Source organism: Flexivirga sp. YIM B11880 (assembly GCF_058148645.1).
Window position 1 is genome coordinate 116,562 of sequence record NZ_JBMAMH010000009.1, and the last position, 20,968, is coordinate 137,529.

A 20,968-nucleotide genomic window follows, 5' to 3' on the forward strand; every position below is an offset into this window, starting at 1 on the left:
CGGGGACATGTCCCCGTGTCCCCCCCTTGTTTTGGGGTGGTCATGGTTGTCCTTTCGCGAGTCGGTAGCGGGCGCCGTCGACGCCGCGGTAGTCGATGGCTTCGTGCTCGGCGAGGCCGGCTTGTAGGAGGCGTTCGATGGCGTCGTCGAAGTGTTTGCGGTCTCTGGACGCGAGCGTGTGTTTGAGGTCGTTGCCGGGCGTCCACGTGTTGGTGAGCTTCCGCACGAGGTTGCGGGCTACGCGTGCTGCTGCTGCGTCGGCTTGGACTTCGGCGGCTACGGCTGCCCGTTGTCCTTCGGCGCGGCCGCGGGCGGTGTTGGCTTGCTCGCGGCGGCTGTTGAGTTCGTTGACGGTCCGGGTTCGTGTGGTGTCGCTGACGCGCATGACGGTGCCGGCGAGCGCCCAGTCGTCGTCGGTGATGTCGTTGCGGCGTTGGAGGAGCGCGAGGCCGGCGGCGATTTTGAGCCGGGTGAGGAGGGCGTGGCCGTCGAGGGCGTCGGTGTTGCCGCGGGCTCGTTCGAGGGCGGCTTGGTCGATCGCAGTGGTGGCGGTGTCGCAGACGGTCATGCGGGCGCGGCCGTGCACGTCGGCGACGGGTTGGGCCGGCGGTGACCACCGCAGCGGTTCGGGTTCGTGGGGCCGCTCGTCGGGTGTGTCGGGGTCGACGGTTGGGAGCCAGGCGAAGCGCTGTGGTGTGCCGCCGTCGGCGTCGTCGAGGAGCACGGCTGCTTTGGCGGGTTGTATGCCGACGATGAGGCACATCCGGTAGGTGTGGGCTCTCAGGTCGAGCCGGCGGGTGGCGTCGGCGTAGGCGAATCCGAGGTTGTCGCCCATCCATGCGTCGCGGAGCCGGGGCAGGAGCGTTGATCCTTGCCGTTGTTTCAGGGCGGCGAGGGTGTCGACTTCGGAGGCCCGGAAGAGGGCCCGGGTGGTGTGTTGTTCGACGCTGGGTTTCTGCCCGTTCTTGGCGGGCACGTACCGCATGTAGGTGTGGGTGATGCCTTCGCCGGATCCGACCCCGGCTTCGACGAGGTTGCGGCCGCCGGCGCCGACGTGGAGGAGGTCCTTGGCGGCGGCTTCGGCGGCGCCTTTGCCGGAGCCGGAGGGGCCGACGAGTCCGAGGAAGAAGTTCAGTGAGGCGTCGCCGCCGATGGTGGGTGGAAGGACGACGCTGGGTTCGATGTAGGCGATGACCCGGGTCAGGACGCACCCGAAGACGGCCCAGGGGGCGGCGCGGCGGGCGCGGGCGAACTGGTGAATGGTTCGCAGTTCGGGGCGTTGTTCCCAGAAGTCTTCGCGGCTGACGATGACGGGTCCGTCGTTGCCGGGTTGGTAGTCGTCGGTGACTTCGCCGGTGATGGGGTCGACGCCGGCTGGGACGTCGTCAGGGGCCGGCGGGGCTTGGCGGGGCAGGGGTAGTGCTGCGGCTGCGGGTGTGCGGTCTCGGCCGCCGATCGCGGCGAAGATGTCGAGGGCTGCGGCGCGTTCGTCGCCGTGGTGGTGCAGGTGGGCGAACACTCGTCCACGGGTGAGTTTCTGGCCGCCGCCGGTCGGTAGGCCGGCGGCTTCGGAGTGCACGACGAGCACGTGCGGGTTCGCCTTGAGGGTGTGTGCGGAGCAGTCGTGCTCAGGGTTTCCAGGGCGGGTCCAGCACTGGTCGATGGAGGCCGGGTGTCGGCTGTCGTGCCGGGTCCAGCCGGCGCCGGTGAGGATGTCGTCGAAGGTGACGTGCTGGTCGAGCTGGTCGAACGCGGATCGTCCGTCGTGGCCGCCGAACGGCAGGACGGTGTGTTGCGGTGTAGGCCGCGGTGCGGGTTTTGGTGCGACGTGCTCGAGCGTGTCGACGAGTTCCATGAGCGTGTAGGCGTGGCCGGTGTCTTCGACGATCCGGCAGGGCCGTTCGAGGCCGGCTTTGCGGTTGACGGTGCCCGGGACGCGCAGCACACGGGACAGGTCGCCGACTCCGGTGCCGTAGTCCCAGCCGAGCGCTTCGGCTGACCGGCCGAGCGCCTGCTGCCATCGGGCCGAAAGGTCCGCAGCCATCGGCCGGGTTTCGTCGTTGATGATCAGGGGCGCGTCGAGGAGCCACCAGGGGTAGAGCCCGCCACCGGAGTGCACCCACAGTGACGGCGCAGGCAGCCCGGAGGCGGTGACGAGCTTCCACGCGGCCGCGGCGTCAGGGGGCAGCGGGAGCGAGTTCGGGCCGGGCTTGTGGCCGACGTCGCCGAAGTCGACGTCGGCCCACAGACCGGGCAAGGCGTGGGAGTCGGTTGCTCCGCCGCGTTCGGTCTGGTCGAGGCGCCGGTTCACAGTGGTGGTGCGCAGGTAGATCCCGCGTGCGCCGGCCCGGTCGAGTGCTTGCACCCTCTCGATTGCCTGGTCGTGTGTGAAGCACTGGCCGCCGGTGCCGACGAACTTGCCCCTAGCAGGTTCGTGGTTGAGCACGAGCGTGCCAGGCATCTGGCCGTAGACCCGCTGGATCCAGTGCCGCACCATGTCGAGGTCGACGACGGCCGTGGCGGGCTCTTCGTGGATGGCGGTCACTCTGCGCTCGTCTTCCAGCCTTCGCGGCGACCACACTCGGCGCAGAGGCCGACGATCAACACAACGTCCGCGCGTGGGCGGATCGCGGCGCAGTAGAACGTCTTTCGCGGCACGTAGGTGCGGCAGCGGTCGCAAGTGCGGTCCTCGCGCTGCCCTCGCGCGGTAGGCCGGCCGAGCGGCGCGACGGCGACACCAACCCATGGGCCGACCCGGTCCAGCTCGGCGAGACGGCGTGTGATCGTCCGCCGCATCCACGCCGTCGCCTCGTGCGGCGGCGCGGCCGTGGTCGCGCTCACTGAGGATCCCCGAGGACGGTCGCGGCATCCGCGACTGCCCGGAGCTCGACGAGCACGGCGCGTGCGATAAGGCCGTTGCTGCGCGCTCGATCGAGCTTGCGACCAGCTGATGCGAGACTCGAGTACGTCTGGCTGACGATGGATCCGTCACGCCGTTCGGTCACGACGAGGACGCCGTACCGGTGTTGCCGGGTCAGTTGGTAGATGTCCGCTGCTGCGAGACCGCGCCGGCTCGGTGCTTCGGCGTCCGGGACGCCCGGGTTGCCGAGGTGTGTCACCATGATTGGAGACCTCCTAACAGGTCTGGTGGTGGCGTCGGCGTGTCTGTGGTGGGCACGCCTTCGCTGTGTCCGAGGTCAGGCTGCGCCGGGATCGTCTTGGTCGATGAGCCGTAACGCAGCCGGAGGCTTGGATTCGTCGATCGACTGGATGCCCAACATTTCCAGTAGTTTTGGGACGGGAACAATCAGCCGATGGCCAATCTTCAAGCTGGGCAGCGATCCATCCGCCGCTGCCCGATAGGCGTTATCACGCCCGATGCCAAGGACCTTCGCCGCTTCGGGAACGGTCACCGTCAGCCGACCGGAAAGAGACGACAGATCGATCGTCTGGCACCTCACGCGGGCACCTTCTCCCCGCTCGTCTCGAGGGGCGCATCGCACAGCTTCCGCATGCGCCTCGCGCTGACTCCAAGAGCTGTCGCCAGCCGCACGACGGTGGCGTCGCTGGCTCGGACTCGGCCGTTTTCAATACGACTCACGGTGGCTGCGTCACAACCGGCCAGCAGTCCAACTGCGTCCATCGCGAGCCCGCGGCTCTTGCGGAGGTCTCGAAGTGTCTGCATCGCGGAACCCTCCCTTCTCTCGTCATGATCCGTTGCCATAAGCCTCTAGGCGCCTGCGAAAGCGTGCAACGCAAAACGTTGCGCAACGCACGATTTTCGTGCATGATCGACGTATGCCTAAGCACAACGAGATCAAGGCACTGGAGATGCGTGAGGTCATCGCTTCCGCGATCCGAGTCGCCATCGCCCGCGCTGGCCTTGATCACGCACGTCTCGCGACGAGGATGTCTGCACTCGGATACGACAACTGGCGCCGTCAAACAGTGGGCGCCGTCGTATCTGGCAAGAGGCGGGTCAGCAGCGAGGAGCTCTTGCCTTTGTCGCTGGCGCTTGAGTGTGCGATGAGTGACCTAGTGACGCCCGGCGACCCTGCTCATCGCCGCAGCGCGATCTCGCTTCCCAACGGACGGCGGGTACCCGCTATCGATGTCCAGTTCAGCGTCGGAGTGGGCCACGCCAGCGCCTTCATCTATTGGGAGGGAGACCGCGTCCGTTTTGCGGCCAACCGGTTCGTCGATCAATGGTCGGAGAAGCTCGACGCTGAACTCAATGCCCAGCGCATCGCGGCGCGCCGGTCTGCGGAATTTCGAATGCCACCGATGGACGTCGACGCGGTCGCCGAACCGACCTTGCGCGTCATGCATGCACTTCGGGCGCACCTTGCACAGCAGGGCATTCCGCTAGACGTGGATGCAGAACAGCTTGACCAAATGACCCTGCAGGTAGTTCGCGAAGAACTCGGAGAGAGCGACGAACCATGAGTGATCGCAAGGGAATGCGTGACGGTGTCGTGCAGCGCGGTAACAGCTGGTCGTATGTGATTCGAGTCAAGGTACCGGTGCTCGACGAGGACGGGCAGCCCGTGCTCGATGAGGACGGCAACGCCCGCATGCTCAGCAAGCCCAGGTGGTTTGGCGGATTCCCTACGCGCAAGGCGGCAGTCGCGGCGCGGGATGAGGCCCGGCACGGGTCACGACAGGGCACCTGGGTGGCGCCGTCGAACATCACTGTCGGCGCCTATCTGGACCGGTGGATTGAAGGGCACGCCGTCGACCTCAAGGCCAGCACCGAGAAGTCCTACCGAGGCAACATCACCCGATATCTCAAGCCGTACTTCGGAAACCTGCGCGTACAGGAACTCTCGCCCACCGATCTCTCTGCGACGTTCAAGCGGATGCACGAGACCGGCGGCACCAACGGAAAGCCGTTGTCGCCCAGGACTGTTGCGTTCGCGCGCACGGTGCTGCGGATGGCGCTGCAGTCGGCGATCGGCGACCGCGTCATCGCGGTCAACCCTGTGGTCGGGTCGAAGCTGCCGAAGGCGGTCCGGCCGAAGCACAACACCTGGACCGGGCAGCAGGTGAGCACCTACCTCGAGCACGTGAAGGATGAGCGGTTCGCGGCGTTGTGGATCCTTGCTCTCGCGACCGGGATGCGACGCGGCGAGCTGTGTGCGCTGCGCTGGGAGAACGTCGACTTGACGGAGAGCATCGTGCGAGTCGAGGAGTCGGTGACCCAGTCGGCCGGCGAGCGCACCCTCGGGCCGCCGAAGAATGGCGACGGGCGGTCGGTGACGATCGACCCGCACACTGTCGCCGCGCTCAAGGCCTGGCGGAAGATGCAGCGCACGGAGCGACTCGCCGCCGGCGCGATCTACAAGGACACCGACGGCGTCGTGTTCACCTGGCAGGACGGCACACCGGTGCCACCCGACTACGTGTCGAAGGCGTGGGTGCTGTCGCAGGCCGACGCCGAGCTACCGCGCCTCAAGCTGCACGAGGCACGGCACACGCACGCCACAATCCTTCTGCGCGCGGGCACCCCGGTGCACATCGTGTCCAAGCGGCTCGGCCACCGGGACCCGACCGTCACACTCTCCGTCTACGCCGACGTGATCCCCGAGGACGACGGCCGCGCAGTCGACACCTTCACACGGGCGGTGTGGGGCTCATGAGCAACCCTTGGCCGGGCGTCAAGACGCTCGAAGACATCGCCGAGGCGGTCGTCGACTTCCTCGAAGGCCGGATCGACTTCACACCTGTGCACTGCGGTGCGCCCTACGACGAGACGATCGAAGATGCCCCGAACCTGGTGCGGCTCAACCGATCAGGCTTCATCACTCTGGACTCGCAGGCGGGCTGCGAAGGGCAGCGAGCGTACGTCGACGGGCTGGTCCCCGAGCGCACACTCGACGTACTGAGGTCCCGGCTCTGCGAGTCCGACCTCGTCCTCCTTCACGGCTTCCCGATGTGCGAGGACTGGCTGACGATTCCGGTGTCACTTGAAGACGACCACACGCCTGGTACGTTCCTCGGTCGCTTCGACAGTCAAGGAACGGTCGACAGCTTCGTTGAGCACTGCGGCGAGCAGGTGCGGCCGACGATCGAGGCGGCCTACCCGGTCAGCGTCTTCGACCCGTCATGGGGTCGCAACGATCGCCTGTTGCCAGAGCTCCTCGACATCCTCGAGGCGACCAGCTGATGGCGACCGGAAGCGTTTTCGAACGGCGCGTTAGCAGTTCGTTAGCAGAACGCCCCTCCGGCCGGAGGGCCAAAGGGGCAGTGCAGGCCGCTGACCTGCATGTTCCCGAGTGGGGCGACTGGGGCTTGAACCCAGGACCGACGGATTATGAGTCCGCTGCTCTAACCGGCTGAGCTATCGCCCCTCGTGCAGGGCACATTCTGACATCACCAGTAACGACATGTGTGGCCAGGGCAGGTGCTGGGGCCTGCGATCGCGGCTGGTTCACAACGGCCCGGCAACGATCCAGCCCGTAGCGCAGAAACCTCAAAACATCCTGAGATCGGTCTTGTAAGGTGCGTATCCATGACGGAGCAGGTGCCCACGCTGGGTGAGACCAAGGCAGCCTCGGGCGAACCCCTCGTGCGTATGGCGGGCGTCAACAAACACTTCGGCGAGCTGCACGTGCTGCGCGACATCGACCTGGACGTCGCGAAGGGAGAGGTCGTCGTCGTGCTCGGCCCGTCCGGGTCCGGCAAATCGACGCTGTGCCGCACGATCAACCGGCTGGAGACCTTCGAGTCCGGGACCATCACCATCGACGGGGAGCCGCTGCCGGAGGAGGGCGCCCAGCTGGCCGAGCTGCGCGCCGACGTCGGCATGGTGTTCCAGTCGTTCAACCTCTTCTCCCACAAGACGATCCTGCAGAACGTCACGCTCGGCCCGATCAAGGTGCGCAAGGCCAGCAAGGCCGCCGCCGAGGCACGCGCCATGGAACTGCTCGAGCGAGTCGGCGTGCACCACCAGGCGCAGAAATACCCGGCCCAGCTGTCCGGCGGCCAGCAGCAGCGCGTGGCGATCGCCCGGTCCCTCGCCATGGACCCGAAGGTCATGCTCTTCGACGAGCCGACCTCCGCCCTGGACCCGGAGATGATCAACGAGGTCCTCGACGTCATGAGCGGACTGGCCAAAGACGGTATGACGATGATCGTCGTCACCCACGAGATGGGCTTCGCCCGTCGTGCCGCGGACCGCGTCGTCTTCATGGCCGACGGCCAGATCCTGGAGCAACAGCAACCCGAGGAGTTCTTCGCCAACCCGACGTCCGCCCGAGCGAAGGATTTCCTGTCCAAGATCCTCACCCACTGACCGATCAACCACCCACCACCACCGCAGCGACCACCGTCACCCCGGTCGCCGCACTCACCACGGTCCACCCGTGAACCTGGAGGAAAATCATGAAGTTCCGCGCGATCTACGCCGCCACGGCAGCCACCGCGCTCGGCCTCGGACTCACCGCGTGCGGTGGTAGCTCCGGCGGGTCGAGCGCCAAAGAGGCCGTGTGCAAGCTGCCCGACAAGGGCCCGACCGTCAAGGTCGGCATCAAGTACGACCAGCCCGGCCTCGGCCTCAAGGACGGGGACAAATACACCGGTTTCGACGTCGACATCGCTCGTTGTCTGGCGTCCGAACTCGGTTACAGCAAGATCAACTTCGTCGAGTCACCGTCCCCGCAGCGCGAGAAGATGCTGCAGGCCGGCACCGTCAAGATGATCGTCGCGACCTACTCGATCACGGACAAGCGCCTCAAGGAAGTCGGCTTCGCCGGCCCCTATTTCGTTGCGGGCCAGTCGCTTCTGGTCGGCAAGGACTCGAAGATCACCGGTGTGAACGACCTCGCGGGCAAGAAGGTCTGCTCGGTCACCGGCTCGACGTCCGTCGACAACCTGAAGGAGAAGGCGCCGAACCTGGTGCCGCAGAAGTACGACACCTACTCGGCTTGCGCCGAAGCGCTCGCGTCCGGCTCGATCGACGCGATGACCACCGACGACGCGATCCTGGCCGGCTACTCCAACCAGCCGCAGTACAAGGACAAGTTCAAGCTGGTCGGTGGCACCTTCAGCGAGGAGAACTACGGCGTCGGCCTGAAGAAGGGCTCGGCCGACTGTCAGAAGGTCGCCGACGCCATCAAGAAGACACTCGACAACGGCAACTGGCAGAAGGCGCTCGACAACAACCTGGGCTCCGACTACAAGTACAACGAGAAGCTCAACCCGCCGAAGTCGCCCACCTGCCAGGCCTGAATCTGACCTACCCCCAAGGAGATTCGCAATGCTCCTGGCGGTGGCCAACCGTCACGTGGCCACCGCCGGGAGCGGCCTTTCACCACTTCGCAACAGAGAGGAAGGGCACGGGTGTCTTCGCTCTTCTCCGACTACGAGATCTGGACGGCGCTGTGGGCTACCATCCGGCTCACCTTCTTCAGCGCCATCGGCAGCCTCGTCGTCGGGACCATCGTCGCCACGCTGCGACTGTCACCGGTGGGCATCCTGCGTTTCGTCGGCACGTCATACGTCAACATCTTCCGGAACACGCCGCTGACGCTGATCATCCTGTCCTGCAGCTTCGTGCTCTACATCCAACTCGGCATCGCGCTGGCCGACTCGACGGACCCGAAGTTCGCCGATGTCAACGGTTTTCGGCTCGCGGTCGTCGGTATGACGGTCTACCACTCCACCTATGTGTGCGAGTCGCTGCGCTCCGGTTTCAACACCATCCCCCTGGGTCAGGCAGAGGCGGCGCGATCGATCGGCCTCACGTTCGGTCAGACCATGCGGGAGGTCATCCTGCCGCAGGCGTTCCGTGGTGCGGTGGTCCCGCTCGGCAACACGCTGATCGCGTTGACCAAGAACACCACCGTGGCGGTGACGATCAGCGTCTACGAACTGTCGGCCGTGCTGAAAACGGTCACCGAGCGTGACCCCGGGCTGCTCAACGTCTCCTTCATGGTCGTCGGTGCCATCTTCATCATCCTGACGCTGCCGATGGGCGTGGCAACCGGCTGGCTCGGCAAACGTGTGGCGGTGAAGCGATGAGTGCTTCAGTACTGTTCGACGCGCCGGGGCCGAAGGCCCGGCGTCGTTATGCGCTGCTCGGCGTGGCGGGCGGCGTGGTGTTCGCGGCCATCATGGCGCTGGTCATCTGGAAACTGGCCGATAAGGATCAGTTCGCCAGTGCGAAGTGGCGGCCCTTCACCGAGTGGAGCACCTGGCACAGCTACATCCTGCCGGGCCTGCGCGGCACCCTGCAGGCGGCGGCGCTGGCGATCGTCATCAGCCTGGTCCTCGGCGCCGTCCTCGCGATGCTCCGGCTCATCGACGTACCGAACGGCAACTCCCCCAAGGCGATTGCGCTGCGTGCCGTCGCGTGGGTGACCGCCGCGTGGGTCGAGCTCACGCGGGCGCTCCCGGTGTTGCTGATGATGCTGTTCATCTTCGGCTGGCTGAGCGCGCACGGACAGGGCAGCGGTAGCGGGCCGCTCATCGCCACCGTGGCGGGGCTGGTCTTCTACAACTCGTCGGTCATCTGCGAGGTGATCCGGTCCGGTGTCGACCAGCTGCCGAAGGGCCAGTCCGAGGCGGGTCGGTCGATCGGCCTGACCGAGGGCCAGACGGTGCGGCAGATCCTGCTGCCGCAGGCGATCACGGCGATGCTGCCGTCGCTGATCAGTCAGGTGATCGTGGTGCTCAAGGACACCGCACTCGGCTACAACGTGCTGTATGGCGAGCTGCTCTACCGCAGCAAGCCGGCCACGTCGCTCAACGGCAACATCTTCGCCATGCTGGTCGTCATCGCGGCGATCTACATCGTGATCAACTACGCGATCAGCAGGCTCGCGACCTGGGTCGAGCACCGGCTCCAGGCACGCGGCCGGACGACCGGTCCGGCGGCTCCCGCCGGTGATCCGGCCGGGACGATGAATGCACCCGGCGTCGAGACCGGAGCGAGCACCTGACGGACCGGCGGGCCCGGGCCGCCGGTTGCGCCGATCCCGTCACCCCGCAATCCGGCATCGCACGACCGCCCTTCGGCGTACTCTGCGCCCGTGGACAACCCGGTGCAGGACTGGTCTCCGGTTCCTTGGCTGATGCGGTCATGGCGGCATGCGGCGCCCGACCCGGCATTGCGCGTGCAGCCGCGGATGATCGAGGCGATGAAGGCATACCCGGGGGTCCGCAAGACCTTGGTGCCCGGCACGCTCACCCGCTACGAGAACGGTGAGCTGACTCCGCCGCTGCCGGTGATCGCCGCCCTGGAGGACATCGTCGGGCTGCCGCCGGGCGAGATCAGTTCCTACCTGCCCGACGGCAAACAGACCAGGCGGGACCGCGCGGCCCAATGGGACCTGCTCACGAGAGCCGACGCCGCTGACACGACCCCGCTGTCCGGCCGGGACTGGCTCGATCTGGCGACCCTCATCACCACTGGCACGCCGCAATCTCCGGAGCGCGTCGGGTTCTGGTCCCACCTGCTGGTCAACGAGATGTCCCGGTCCACCTGCGCCGGCTACCGCCTGCGCATCCGCGCGCTGGAACTGCTCGCCGCCGACCCGGTGATCAGCGGCCCGGTGGAGGACGCGGTCCGCGACCATCTCACCGCATGCGGTCACACCGTCATCGGCGACGCGCTCGCCGTGCTCACGGAGGTGCACCATCCGCGCGGCACGGCCCTGGCGCTGCACACCTACCGATCGCTTCGGAGCGAGCCGGCTGAGTCGGTCGCGCACGTGCTGGCCATCGACCTGCACCAGGGCCGCAGTCGGCGCGAGCTCTGGGGCGCCATACGCGACACACTTCGTGAGGACCTCGCGAGCGGTCACCGCGACCTGGAGGACGTGGCCACCATCGTGGCGTCGAGCCTGACTCCGCTGCAGTTGCGGGAGCTGCTCTACCCCTTCAGCCGGGAGCAGTCCCGGCGGGTGCAACTGAGCATCGTGCGATCACGCCCGGACACGTTGCCGGTCGCCGATGCCCGGCACTTCCGTCTCGCCTGCGCGAGTCTCGCTCGGGAACTCGCCGGCCATGCCGTCCGCCCGCACGAGGACGGGCTCGCGACGTGGTTGTGGCGACTCCTGGTCGACGGCACCGACCCGTTCGTCGCAGGTCTCGTCGTGTCGTCGAGCCCGTACGGGCACGCCCTCTCGCACGAGCTCGAGCGCCGCTTCTGGCCGGGCGCCACCCCGGCCGGCGAGCCGGGGACGGGACGGCGCGGGCTGGAGTTTCCGTTCACGTCGGTCGCGCTCGGCACCTGCCGACGCCGTGATCCGGACACCTTCGCGGACGCTTTCCGCACCGCGTCACCGTCCCATAAGCGTCGGCTGCTCACCCCGCTGGCCCATCATCGGAGCTTTCCGGCCGACATCGACCTCGGGGCGGCGATTCGCGAGACCGGCGCCACCTCCCGCGTCATCTATGCCGCCGGTATGTCGGCCCATCCCGGCCTCGCCGCTCTCGACGAATCCGGCATACCGACCAGCCAGCTGCGAGCTGCCCGGTGGTGGGCGAACGGTCCCGATCCGAGCAGGCTGGCCGGCTGAGCTCAACCTGCTCGAGCACCGAGTAACCGCCGGCGGTGCTGCTTGATGCGTCCCATGACTTCCGTTGCGAGCGCGCGACCGCCCGGTCCGAATCCGAGGTTCTCCACGTGCCCGTCGGTACAGGAAAGGGTGAGGACTGTCCCTCTGCCGAGCGATCTGTCACCGCCCTTCTCCCGGTAGTGCAGGCGGACGACATCGGCATACGCAACGGTGCGTGATTCGGGCCGAGATCTGAAGCCCGTCTGCCAGGCAAGGATCAGTCGGTCCTGCATGACGGCGCCGAACCCCATCTCGGCGCGCTTGCTTCCACGGACGATGACGCTGAAGGCCAGATCAGGGATCTCGCTCGGGCCGACGAGCGCGCGGATCGTCTTGCTGTTGTGCGCGAGCATCGTGGCGCTGCTGTTGACGACGTCGATGTCTCCGCAGACTTGAAACGCACGGTCGATCGCGTACACCAATGCGTCCCGAGCCGGCATGTGAACCTCCCTGAGTCGACGACCTGCGCGCTGCAGAGCTATCTAGCCAGCTGTTCGCTGCTGATCGAGGCGAAATTGCGACTCGAAAATCTGCCCGCAAGCCATCGGGCCCGCTGCCTGCCAGCGCGAGCGATCTGGCGCCCGTCCGCGCCGTCAGCGGATTCCGGGATGTTGAGGCAGCGGCCGGCGCCACGGTCCCTCGTCGTCGTATGACGATTGTGCCTCGTCAGCTTGTGGACCGTCCGCCAACTCGACTTCCTCCCCAGGGAACACGATCGGCTCCAGAGCCACACGTGCGAACAGAGCCGCTTCGACATCGGGTGCTTCATCGACAAGCTGGGCGAGCGCCGCAAGACCGAGTGCGTGGAGATCCCCATAGGGCAAGCGACGCTGCAAGCACGGCCACTGCACCGCCGAAGCCAAGAGACATGAGTCAGCGACCAACGTCATCGCAACCCATCGATCCTCCAGTGTTGGTTGTCCTCCGAACACTCTTCACCGGCACCGACACTGCGACGTAGCGCGTCTGCCGGTGGCCGGAGCAGGCCGGCCGGCTGAGGCGGGTCAAGTCTCTGGAGACGGGCGAGGCGGCGGGTTGGCTCTCCTGGACATGACGAAAGGCCCTCCAACCGGGCGTTGTGCCTGGTCGAAGGGCCTGCTGGCTCCCCCACTTGGACTCGAACCAAGAACCCTCCGGTTAACAGCCGAATGCTCTGCCAATTGAGCTATAGGGGATCGCGCACAGCGTGTTGCTGCGACCAGAACTTTAGCAAATCGAGCGTGCCAACACCGAATCGGCCGAGTGCCTACAGACCCACCGCATCGCGGACGTACGCCGTCGTGCGGGCGACTGCGTCCTGAACCAGCGGGTCGTCGGCACGCGTGTTGCGGCCCAGCACGGTCTGGGTGAGCAGCTGATCGGTGCGCAGATCGCGGCGGGCGACCACTCGCCCGTTGGCCCGGCCTTGCAGCGGCAGCTCCTCGACCAGCACGATGCTTGCGCGCACCCGCTCGTGGAAGGTCTCCGGGAGGCGGGTGTCCTGCGGTCCGAACGTCCACTGCGACGGGCGCCGCGTCTCGATCCAGGTGACCGTGAGGGTCCAGGTCTCCGGCTGCCACTGCCCGGCGTCGACGAGGTGCCAGGGCCGTGTTGTGACCTCACCGTTCGCCGCCACGACCGTCAGGTGCCAGTTGGTGGCGACGACGTGCGCGCCGGACAGCTGATCGGCGGCCGAGGCCAGCACCCGCTCGCCCTTGGGGAGCTGCAGCCGGGCCACGATCTCCGGAGAAAGCTGGGGCTTGGAGCGCTTCAGGAATGACATGGTCCTGCCATTGTCCATCGCCTGGTCCGCCTGTCGGCAGCGGCATGAGGCTGCGCACAACCCACGACCGTCGCGACTTCCGGGCGCCGTCGGCGCCGATCCTGCGCACAACCCGCGACCGTCGCGACTTCCGGGCACCGCCGGCGCCGATCCTGCGCACAACTCGCGACCGTCGCGACTTCTGGGCGCCGTCGGCGCCGATCCTGCGCACAACCCGCGACCGTCGCGACTTCCGGGCACCGCCGGCGCCGATCCTGCGCACAACTCGCGACCGTCGCGACTTCTGGGCGCCGTCGGCGCCGATCCTGCGCACAACCCGCGACCGTCGCGACTTCCGGGCGCCGTCGGCGCCGATTCTGCGCACAACTCGCGACCGTCGCGACCGTCGCGACTTCCGCGCGCCCTCGGCGCCGGCACCGGGCGGGCGGTCACTCCACGGTCGCCAGGAGATCGGCGAGGGTGCGCTGCAGCGTGGTGAGTTGCGCGGAGATGCTTCTCGCCTGGTCGGAGTCGTCGGTGCGTCGGAGCGCACTCATCACTTCGGCGATCTGCCGTCGCAGGGCGACTTCCCGGACGCGCACGACCAGCGACCGCACGTAGTGCCAGTCGGGCCGCCCCTGGCTGTCCAGCCTGGTCGGCAGCGGCTCCACGGCGAGTTGCGCGACCAGCGGTCGCACCACGTGGGGCACCGCCTCGTTGACCGCCGACACCCAGGCGCTCTGGCTGCGCCCCGGGTCGATGCCGACCGTGCGGATCGCTTCGAACACGGCCCGGTGGGCCGGCGCCGTCAGCTCGGCGGGGTCGATCGGTTCCAGCTGGTGGGCCGGCACCGCGGTCGGAAACTGCACGATGCACTGCAGCAGCATGTGCTCGGCGCGCACGACCGGATCGCGCAGGTTCGGGGGCTCGTATGCCGGGGCCGGTGCCGTCTCGGCGGCGCCGTCGCTCTGCGGCTTGTCGCGGACCTGCTTCGCCGCCTCCGCGATGCCGCCGCGCGGCGCCCGCCGCACCGCCTGTGCGAAATCGTCGATGCCGACACCGATCTGCCGGGAGACCTCCCGGATCAGCTCGTCGCGGCTCAGCCCGTCACGGATGTCGGCGACGATCGGGGCGATCGCCCGCGTTGCCGCGACCCGACCCCCGACACTGTTCAGGTCGAAACGCGCCAGCGTGGTCTGCACGACGAACTCGAACATCGGCGTCGCTCCGTCGACCAGCTCCCGCACCGCTTCCGGACCGGCGGAGATCCGCAACTCGCACGGGTCCTGCCCGTCGGCGGCCACGGCGACATACGACTGGGAGGCCCACCGCTGGTCCTCGTCATACGCCTTGAGCGCGGCCTTCTGGCCGGCCGCGTCACCGTCGAAGGTGAAGATCACCTTCGCCGGCTCTCCCCCGCGTTCGTCGCGCAGGAGCCGGCGTAGCAGCTTGATGTGGTCGACCCCGAACGCCGTGCCGCACGTCGCGACGGCCTGCGTGACACCGGACAGGTGGGCGGCCATCACATCGGTGTAACCCTCGACGATCACCGCCCGCCGCTCGTCGGCGATCGACTTCTTCGCCAGGTCGAGGCCGTAGAGCACCCGCTGCTTCTTGTAGATCGCGGTCTCACCGGTGTTGAGGTATTTCGCCGGGCGCGGGTCGTTGTCGAAGATGCGGCGGGCGCCGAAACCGACCGTGTCACCGGCGATGTCGCGGATCGGCCAGAGCAGCCGGCCCTGGAAGACGTCATAGCCGCCGCGGTTGATCAGTCCGGCCGCCAGCAGCTCATCCCGCGTGAAACCCTTGTCACGCAAGAGGTTTGCGACAGCATGCCCGTCGGTCGGCGCGTAGCCGAGGCCGAACTGCTCGGCGATCGTGCCGTCGAACTCCCGGCCCCGCAGGTAGTCGCGGGCCGTCCGGGCCTCGGGCATGGCGGGCAGCAAGGACGCGTAGAACTCTTCCGCGACCCGGTGCGCCTCGAGCAAGCGCGTACGGCGGCCGATGCTCTCCTCACGCGGCCGGACGCCGTCCTCGTAGTGCAGTTCGACGCCCGCCTTGCCCGCGAGGCGTTCGACGGCCTCGGCGAAACTGAGGTGGTCGACCTCCTGCACGAAGGAGATGACGTCGCCGCCCTTGCCGCAGCCGAAGCAGTGGTAGAAGCCCTGCGTGGGGTTGACCGAGAAGCTCGGTGTCTTCTCGTCGTGGAAGGGACACAGACCGACCAGGTTGTTGCCGGACCGGCGCAGCGTGACGTGCTCGCTGACCACGTCCTCGATCGAACTGCGCTCCTTGACGAGTTCGACGTCTTCGGACTTGATGCGACCCGCCATAACACCGGCAGTCTAGGTCGGTCGCGCCGTTGTCGGGCGGGCGCATCCACAGGGACTGACTCAGGTCAGCGCGGCGAGATCACGGACGGCGAAGCCGTGGTGCTCGAACTCCTCGTTCAGCACCGTGCGTAGACACTGCGCGACCGTCCTTCCCCTCGCGTATGGCGGCCACCGACCACCGTCGGGTACGGGCGCCGGAGCGGCCAGCTCAGCCACCGTGCGCTTCGCCAACCACGACTCCAGGGCAGTCGTCTGTCTCTCCCGGACGGCGAGGACCTCGTCGAGCGTCGGGTCCGCAGCAGGATCCAGGCCCGGAGCTGCGTCAGCGGGCACCGAATCGATCGACAAGCCCAACGGCGAGAACGGCTCACTGCGGCCCAGACAGCACCCGGTGAACCAGGAGTCGTGCACGAAGACCAAGTGGCGCAGGGTCTGCAGTGCGGACCACTCGCCGCGCACCGACCGGTGCTCGATCCCCGGCGACTGCTGCAGGCGCTTGATCGTCGACGCCCAGTCGTCCTGCAGTTGCTGCCAGGCTGCACGCAGGTCGGTGATGTCCTCGGAGCGAATGAGGACGCGCACCGGGTGGCGGCGATCCAGCTCGGCCTCGACATAGGGCATCACGGCGACCCCGTTGACCGTCAGGTCCGTCACCAGTCCGTCGATCTCGGCACCGCGCATCGCCACCCCGACGAAGCGGGCCTCGTCGAGCATGCACTCGCGGAACTCGGCACCGGTCAGGTCGCGATCGATGAGCTTCTCCATGATCGCGACCCTATGGCCGGGCTACGACACTCGCGGGAGACCGCCGCTCAGCGAACGCCCGCAGCGAGCGCTGCCACCACGTCAGCGGCCGGTCCCGGGCGGGCCTGCCGCCAGCCGGTGCCGGCCCACTGATTGCTCAACTGGGGGTTGCCCGCGCGGTTGGCCGCAGCGCGGATCGGCTTGGTGAGCTGGTTGACGACGGGAAAGACGGGTGGGACGACGTGCTCGAAACGGTCGGTGAACTCATTGCGCACGCCGCGGGCCGGGCGGCCGCTGAACGTCCGGGTCACCACGGTCTCCGTGCTCTCGGCAGCCGTGAACCCCAGCCGGTAGGTGGGGTTGAGCGCGGTCTCGTCGCACAGCAGGAAGGCCGTGCCGCACTGCACCGCCACGGCGCCGGCCTGGAGCGCCGCTCGCACGTCCGCTGCGGTCATGATGCCTCCGGCGACCACCACCGGCAGGTCCGCAACCTCCCGCACGCCGGGCAGCAGGTCCGCCCAGCCACGGGTGTTCGGCGGCGCACTGACGTCATGCGTGCTGCGGTGTCCGCCCGCATCCGCGCCCTGCAGGGTCAGCTGATCGGCTCCCGCCGATACTGCGGCAGCCGCCTCGTCGGCGTCGGTAACGGTGATCGACACCTGCCCACCCGCGCCGTGCAACTGCTCCACGACCGCTGCCGACGGGCAGCCGAAAGTGAACGACACCAACGGGATCCGCTGCTCCGCCACCAGGTCGATCTTCGCGTCGTAATCGTCGTCGTCCAACCAGTTGGGGGCAGGCACCTCGGCACCGAGCGATTGCGCCACCGGCCGCAGCACGTCGGCATACGCGGCCACAGCAGCCGCGTCCCGCGCCTCGTCCACCGCTGTCGGCACGAAGAAGTTCACGCCGAACGGCCGATCCGTCGTGTGTCGGACCTGCGCCAGCTGGTCGGCCAGTTGCTCGGCGGTCAGGTACGCCGCCGGGTGCATTCCGAAACCACCGGTGGCGCTGATCGCCGCCGTCAGCGCGGGAGTGCTCGTGCCGGCCATCGGTGCGCCGACGATCGGCAGGGGTGACAGGTTCCACTGGCTCATTCCGGAATCTCCTTCATGGGATCGGGGCCCCCGCGAAGTATCGGCGGAGCGAAGCGGGGGGGGGAGAACTTCGCGGGTTCAGCTCCATTCGAAGGCAAGGGTTCTGGCGCGGTGATCGGTCAGTGAGGCGATCTGGTCGACCACGACACGCAATGCGGCGGCGTCGTTCGCGGCCGATGCATAGTCCTCGGCGAGCATCGGGTCGAGCCGGTCCGGATGCTCCTGGTAGACGGTGAAAAGCGTCTCGATGATGCGGCGCTGCTCCGCCTGGAGCAGCCGCCTCTCGTCGGTGAGCATCACGAAGTGCGCAGCGACGGCCTTGAGCATGACGCACTCGGCCAGCACGTCGACCGGGATCACAACGTCCGCCGCATAGCGCGTCAGCGGACCGTCGCCGAACTTGTCGCGAGTCGCCTGCTCCGCGGCGGCGACGAAACGGCCGATCAACCGGCTCGTCATGTCCTTGAGCGCCGCCACCCCTCGCCGGCCCGGCTGCAGCCGGTCGGGTATGACGCCGGTGGCGACCAATCGCTCGAACGACCCTGCCAATTGCGCGGTTTCGAGCTGCGGGGCATAGACCCGACGGGCCAGGTCGGCGAGGACTTCCTGCTCGTTGCGCGAGCGTAGTGCCCGCAGGTCGATCAACCCGAAGGTGATGCCGTCCTCCACGTCGTGCACCGAGTAGGCGACGTCATCCGCCCAGTCCATCACCTGTGCCTCGACACACCGTTGCTGGTAGCGGCCGGTCGGAGCTGTCGCTCGCACCCAACCGAAGATCTCCGCGTCGTCGGCGTAGCAGCCGAATTTGCCCGGCTGCGCACGACTCTCGCCCCTGAACCACGGGTATTTGCTCGCCGCGTCCAGCGACGCACGGGTGAGATTCAGGCCCACCGAACCGCCGGTGGCTCGTGAGCGCTTGGCCTCCAGCCGGGTCAGGATGCGGAAGGTCTGCGCGTTGCCCTCGAATCCGCCGATATGGCCGCACAATTCGTTGAGCGCGGCCTCCCCGTTGTGACCGAACGGTGGATGACCGAGGTCGTGCGCCAGACAGGCGGTGTCGACGACGTCTGCGTTGCAGCCGATCACCTCGCCGAACTCGCGGCCGATCTGCGCCACCTCGAGGGAGTGTGTCAGCCGGTTGCGGATGAAGTCGTTGTGCGGTTGCAGCACTTGGGTTTTCGAGGCGAGGCGGCGCCAGCCGGCCGAGTGCAGCACCCGTGCCCGGTCGCGTGCGAAGTCGTCCCTGTCGGCACGCTTCTGCACCGGGTCCTCGCGCACGAAACGCTGCCGGTCGTATGCCGTGTAGCTCATCCGCCGTGCCCCAGCACCGACCGCAGCGGACGCACCGAGTGCTCCCGGTAGCCGCCCATGGCGAGCCCGGCGTTGCGCTCGAACGCGTTGCGCGACGCGAAGTCGCCGGTGCGCAACCAGGACCAGGCGAGCGCCACGCCGTACAAGGGCAGGAACGGCAGTCCCCCGCAGACGACGTATTGCCAGCTGTGTTGCTCCTCGTGGAGGATCAGCTGCGGCTGCTCACGCCGCAGCTGGCGCCAATCGCTTTTCGACACAAGGACGTTGCCGACGGTGAAGGCGCCGGCCACCGGGAATCGGAAGCGGTAGCCGCCGGCGAGGTAGAGCCCCCGGGGACCCGTCGTGATGCGCGCCCCGCCGAGTCGGGCGATCGCCATACCGAGCGCGGTCGACCCGTTGATCCAGTTCGCCCACCACTTCACCCGGGCGGACTCGCTCATCTCCCGTCCGCGTTCCCGATGGTGCGCATCAGCTCGCGCACGAACACCGGCAACCAACCGCGCTGCCGCTGCGACCAGGCCTGCGCCACCGGATCGATCGGGTAGAGCACCCCGAGGTCATCCGCTGACGCAAGGGCGAGGTCCGTGCCCTGGGCGTCACCCGCCACGCGCCACTGCAAGGTCGAATTCCGTCGCAGGTGCTCACCCATCGCCATCGCGATCATCGTCAGTTTCGGTGTCGGGTCGGGGCGTTCGGCGGCCGGCGTCAGCAACACCTCATGGACATAGTCGTCGTAGGCAGCGCCGATCGACTCGACGTCGTCGATGTCGATGCCCGCGGCCCGGGCGTCCCCCAGCCAGCCCGTCAGGGCACGTTGCGCCTGGCGGTCCAGCGGCCGGACGGTGATCTCCGCGGTCACGAGGCAGCGGTCGCGTCGGAGTCCCCCGCGGAGTATTCGGAGGAGCGGAGCGGGGGAGAAACTTCGCCGGGCGACGGGTAGCGGGCGGCCGATCGGGCCTTGGCCTTGGCGGCCTCCTCCTCGCGGTTCTTCGGCGGCGCCGTCGTCACGAGGGAGTCGAGCAGCTCTCGACTCGCTCGGGTGATCAGCTCGACCGCCGTGTCGTAGGCCGCTTCGTTGGCCTTGGACGGCTTGGTGCTGCCGGCGATCTTGCGGACGAACTGCAACGCCGCGGCGCGGACCTCGTCCTCAGTGGCGGGCGGCTCGAAGTTGTTGAGCGGGCGAATGTTGCGGCACATGACCCCATTCAACCCGATCGGGGCCCGACCGGCCCGTCAGCTCTCAGGCAAGTTGGCTGCGCGCCTGCTGCGCTGCTTTCGCCGCCTTCAGGCTCGCCTGGGCGGCCTTCTCGGCGGCACGCCGACCGAACTCCCCGCCGCGCTCCTTGGCGATGTCGGCGACCACCGGCGCCTGCTCACGCGTCGCCTCGGCGACCGCTGCACCATGTGCCTTGGCCGCCTCGGCGACCACCGGCGCCTGCTCCCTCACGACGTCGGCGAGCTGCGCGCCCTGCTCCTTCGCCACACCCGCGAGGTGTGCGCCGTGCTCCTTGGCCGCCCCGGCGACCACCGGAGCCTGCTCCTTGACCACGTCGGCCAGGTGCGCACCGTGCTCCCTGGCTGCCTCGGCGACGTGTCCCAAGGTCGCCTTCAACGAACTCACCGCGTCGGAGTTGTCGGACCCGGACGGCAGCGCCGAGGCGACCGCGTCACCGGCGCGGTGCGCGACGGCACGGCTGCGCCAGGCGACACTGGGCTTGCCCTCGGTGTCGACCGCTGCGATCAGCAGGCCACCGAAGAGACTCAGGTTCTTGAAGAAGTGCACCTGCTGCTGCACCCGCTTGGCCGGGTCCTGCTCCTTCCAGAACGGGTGCGCGGTGAGCGTCGTGGGGACGAGCGTCGCCGCCAGTGCGGTCGAGGCGACCCGCGGAAAGCGGCCGGTCGCCAGCATCAGACCACCGACGAGATGGACGGCGCCGTTGACACGCACGGCCATGGCCGGGTCCTTCGGCACCAGCCCTTTCGCCGACTCCGGCAGCACGGCCCGCAACTTGTCGATGACCGGCACTGCGGCAGGAGCCATCGGGTCGGGATTGCGCAGCGCGTTGAACCCGGAGGTGACGAAGATCGACGACAGCATCGGGCGGGCAAGGCGACGGACAAGCACGGTTCGGCCTCCAGTGATCGGTCTCGTGGCGTGGTGCCCCATCGGGCACACGGGTC

General features: G+C 68.0%; 22 protein-coding genes, 2 tRNA genes and 1 pseudogene. 8 read left to right on the top strand and 17 right to left on the bottom strand.

Features of this window, described 5'->3' with window-relative positions; translation table 11 throughout:
* Window positions 1–40: 40 nt before the first annotated feature.
* The 5 genes from ACN8HC_RS14010 to ACN8HC_RS14030 all read right to left on the bottom strand — a co-directional run bounded on the left by ACN8HC_RS14010 (window position 41) and on the right by ACN8HC_RS14030 (window position 3,724).
* Window positions 41–2,545 carry a hypothetical protein gene (locus tag ACN8HC_RS14010; RefSeq protein ID WP_490075456.1) on the bottom strand — a complete coding sequence of 835 codons (2,505 nt, stop codon included), beginning with the start codon at window positions 2,543–2,545 and terminating at the stop codon, window positions 41–43.
* Complete coding sequence (locus ACN8HC_RS14015) at window positions 2,542–2,841, bottom strand: hypothetical protein (protein WP_490075457.1); 300 nt, start codon at window positions 2,839–2,841, stop codon at window positions 2,542–2,544. The genes ACN8HC_RS14010 and ACN8HC_RS14015 overlap by 4 nt, the downstream gene beginning before the upstream one ends.
* Complete coding sequence (locus tag ACN8HC_RS14020) at window positions 2,838–3,122, bottom strand: hypothetical protein (protein WP_490075458.1); 285 nt, start codon at window positions 3,120–3,122, stop codon at window positions 2,838–2,840. The genes ACN8HC_RS14015 and ACN8HC_RS14020 overlap by 4 nt, the downstream gene beginning before the upstream one ends.
* 75 nt (window positions 3,123–3,197) lie before the next feature.
* The gene (locus tag ACN8HC_RS14025) at window positions 3,198–3,461 is read right to left on the bottom strand and encodes a helix-turn-helix domain-containing protein (protein ID WP_490075459.1); all 264 of its coding nucleotides are present in this window, start codon (window positions 3,459–3,461) and stop codon (window positions 3,198–3,200) included.
* On the bottom strand, window positions 3,458–3,724 hold the full coding sequence (locus ACN8HC_RS14030) for a helix-turn-helix domain-containing protein (RefSeq protein ID WP_490075460.1): 267 nt from the start codon (window positions 3,722–3,724) through the stop codon (window positions 3,458–3,460). Before ACN8HC_RS14030 ends, ACN8HC_RS14025 begins: the two co-directional genes overlap by 4 nt.
* A gap of 74 nt (window positions 3,725–3,798) precedes the next feature.
* On the opposite strand from ACN8HC_RS14030, the gene ACN8HC_RS14035 reads away from it, so the two are divergent.
* The 3 genes from ACN8HC_RS14035 to ACN8HC_RS14045 are packed head-to-tail and all read left to right on the top strand — an operon-like array spanning window position 3,799 to window position 6,166.
* A complete protein-coding gene (locus ACN8HC_RS14035) occupies window positions 3,799–4,446 on the top strand; it encodes a hypothetical protein (RefSeq protein WP_490075461.1) in 648 nt (215 codons plus the stop codon).
* Window positions 4,443–5,639 (top strand): tyrosine-type recombinase/integrase, encoded by a 1,197-nt coding sequence (locus tag ACN8HC_RS14040; protein WP_490075462.1) that lies wholly within the window; start codon window positions 4,443–4,445, stop codon window positions 5,637–5,639. The genes ACN8HC_RS14035 and ACN8HC_RS14040 overlap by 4 nt, the downstream gene beginning before the upstream one ends.
* Window positions 5,636–6,166, top strand: a complete 531-nt coding sequence (locus ACN8HC_RS14045; protein WP_490075463.1) for a DUF6919 domain-containing protein — start codon at window positions 5,636–5,638, stop codon at window positions 6,164–6,166. Before ACN8HC_RS14040 ends, ACN8HC_RS14045 begins: the two co-directional genes overlap by 4 nt.
* Window positions 6,167–6,276: 110 nt before the next feature.
* Here ACN8HC_RS14045 and ACN8HC_RS14050 read toward each other — a convergent pair.
* Window positions 6,277–6,350: transfer RNA gene (locus ACN8HC_RS14050), tRNA-Ile, on the bottom strand.
* Between the two features lie 161 nt (window positions 6,351–6,511).
* Between ACN8HC_RS14050 and ACN8HC_RS14055 the strand changes: the two genes are divergently transcribed.
* The 5 genes from ACN8HC_RS14055 to ACN8HC_RS14075 all read left to right on the top strand — a co-directional run bounded on the left by ACN8HC_RS14055 (window position 6,512) and on the right by ACN8HC_RS14075 (window position 11,522).
* Window positions 6,512–7,294, top strand: coding sequence for an amino acid ABC transporter ATP-binding protein (locus tag ACN8HC_RS14055; protein WP_490075464.1), 783 nt, complete (start codon window positions 6,512–6,514; stop codon window positions 7,292–7,294).
* A gap of 89 nt (window positions 7,295–7,383) precedes the next feature.
* Window positions 7,384–8,229, top strand: a complete 846-nt coding sequence (locus ACN8HC_RS14060; protein ID WP_490075465.1) for a glutamate ABC transporter substrate-binding protein — start codon at window positions 7,384–7,386, stop codon at window positions 8,227–8,229.
* A 111-nt stretch (window positions 8,230–8,340) separates the two neighbouring features.
* Window positions 8,341–9,021: an amino acid ABC transporter permease gene (locus tag ACN8HC_RS14065; protein WP_490075466.1), complete on the top strand. Its 681-nt coding sequence runs from the start codon at window positions 8,341–8,343 to the stop codon at window positions 9,019–9,021.
* The gene (locus ACN8HC_RS14070; RefSeq protein ID WP_490075467.1) at window positions 9,018–9,941 is read left to right on the top strand and encodes an amino acid ABC transporter permease; all 924 of its coding nucleotides are present in this window, start codon (window positions 9,018–9,020) and stop codon (window positions 9,939–9,941) included. The genes ACN8HC_RS14065 and ACN8HC_RS14070 overlap by 4 nt, the downstream gene beginning before the upstream one ends.
* Window positions 9,942–10,031: 90 nt before the next feature.
* Complete coding sequence (locus tag ACN8HC_RS14075) at window positions 10,032–11,522, top strand: hypothetical protein (RefSeq protein WP_490075468.1); 1,491 nt, start codon at window positions 10,032–10,034, stop codon at window positions 11,520–11,522.
* A 2-nt stretch (window positions 11,523–11,524) separates the two neighbouring features.
* On the opposite strand, the gene ACN8HC_RS14080 is transcribed toward ACN8HC_RS14075, so the two are convergent.
* The 11 genes and pseudogenes from ACN8HC_RS14080 to ACN8HC_RS14130 all read right to left on the bottom strand — a co-directional run bounded on the left by ACN8HC_RS14080 (window position 11,525) and on the right by ACN8HC_RS14130 (window position 20,912).
* The gene (locus ACN8HC_RS14080; protein ID WP_490075469.1) at window positions 11,525–12,001 is read right to left on the bottom strand and encodes a hypothetical protein; all 477 of its coding nucleotides are present in this window, start codon (window positions 11,999–12,001) and stop codon (window positions 11,525–11,527) included.
* 659 nt (window positions 12,002–12,660) lie between these two features.
* Window positions 12,661–12,736: transfer RNA gene (locus ACN8HC_RS14085), tRNA-Asn, on the bottom strand.
* A gap of 71 nt (window positions 12,737–12,807) precedes the next feature.
* On the bottom strand, window positions 12,808–13,323 hold the full coding sequence (locus tag ACN8HC_RS14090) for a hypothetical protein (protein ID WP_490075470.1): 516 nt from the start codon (window positions 13,321–13,323) through the stop codon (window positions 12,808–12,810).
* A gap of 428 nt (window positions 13,324–13,751) precedes the next feature.
* On the bottom strand, window positions 13,752–15,635 hold the full coding sequence (gene dnaG, locus ACN8HC_RS14095; RefSeq protein ID WP_490075471.1) for a DNA primase: 1,884 nt from the start codon (window positions 15,633–15,635) through the stop codon (window positions 13,752–13,754).
* 60 nt (window positions 15,636–15,695) lie between these two features.
* Window positions 15,696–16,400: a DinB family protein gene (locus tag ACN8HC_RS14100; protein ID WP_490075472.1), complete on the bottom strand. Its 705-nt coding sequence runs from the start codon at window positions 16,398–16,400 to the stop codon at window positions 15,696–15,698.
* Between the two features lie 47 nt (window positions 16,401–16,447).
* Window positions 16,448–17,476: an NAD(P)H-dependent flavin oxidoreductase gene (locus tag ACN8HC_RS14105; protein ID WP_490075473.1), complete on the bottom strand. Its 1,029-nt coding sequence runs from the start codon at window positions 17,474–17,476 to the stop codon at window positions 16,448–16,450.
* 78 nt (window positions 17,477–17,554) lie between these two features.
* Window positions 17,555–18,787, bottom strand: a complete 1,233-nt coding sequence (locus ACN8HC_RS14110) for a deoxyguanosinetriphosphate triphosphohydrolase (protein WP_490075474.1) — start codon at window positions 18,785–18,787, stop codon at window positions 17,555–17,557.
* The gene (locus ACN8HC_RS14115) at window positions 18,784–19,227 is read right to left on the bottom strand and encodes a hypothetical protein (RefSeq protein ID WP_490075475.1); all 444 of its coding nucleotides are present in this window, start codon (window positions 19,225–19,227) and stop codon (window positions 18,784–18,786) included. Before ACN8HC_RS14115 ends, ACN8HC_RS14110 begins: the two co-directional genes overlap by 4 nt.
* Window positions 19,224–19,646, bottom strand: a complete 423-nt coding sequence (locus tag ACN8HC_RS14120) for a DUF3806 domain-containing protein (RefSeq protein ID WP_490075476.1) — start codon at window positions 19,644–19,646, stop codon at window positions 19,224–19,226. Before ACN8HC_RS14120 ends, ACN8HC_RS14115 begins: the two co-directional genes overlap by 4 nt.
* A 77-nt stretch (window positions 19,647–19,723) precedes the next feature.
* Window positions 19,724–19,984, bottom strand: a pseudogene (locus ACN8HC_RS14125) (DUF2277 domain-containing protein); the annotation flags it as partial.
* A 43-nt stretch (window positions 19,985–20,027) separates the two neighbouring features.
* Window positions 20,028–20,912, bottom strand: coding sequence for a DoxX family protein (locus tag ACN8HC_RS14130; protein ID WP_490075477.1), 885 nt, complete (start codon window positions 20,910–20,912; stop codon window positions 20,028–20,030).
* Window positions 20,913–20,968 lie beyond the last annotated feature (56 nt).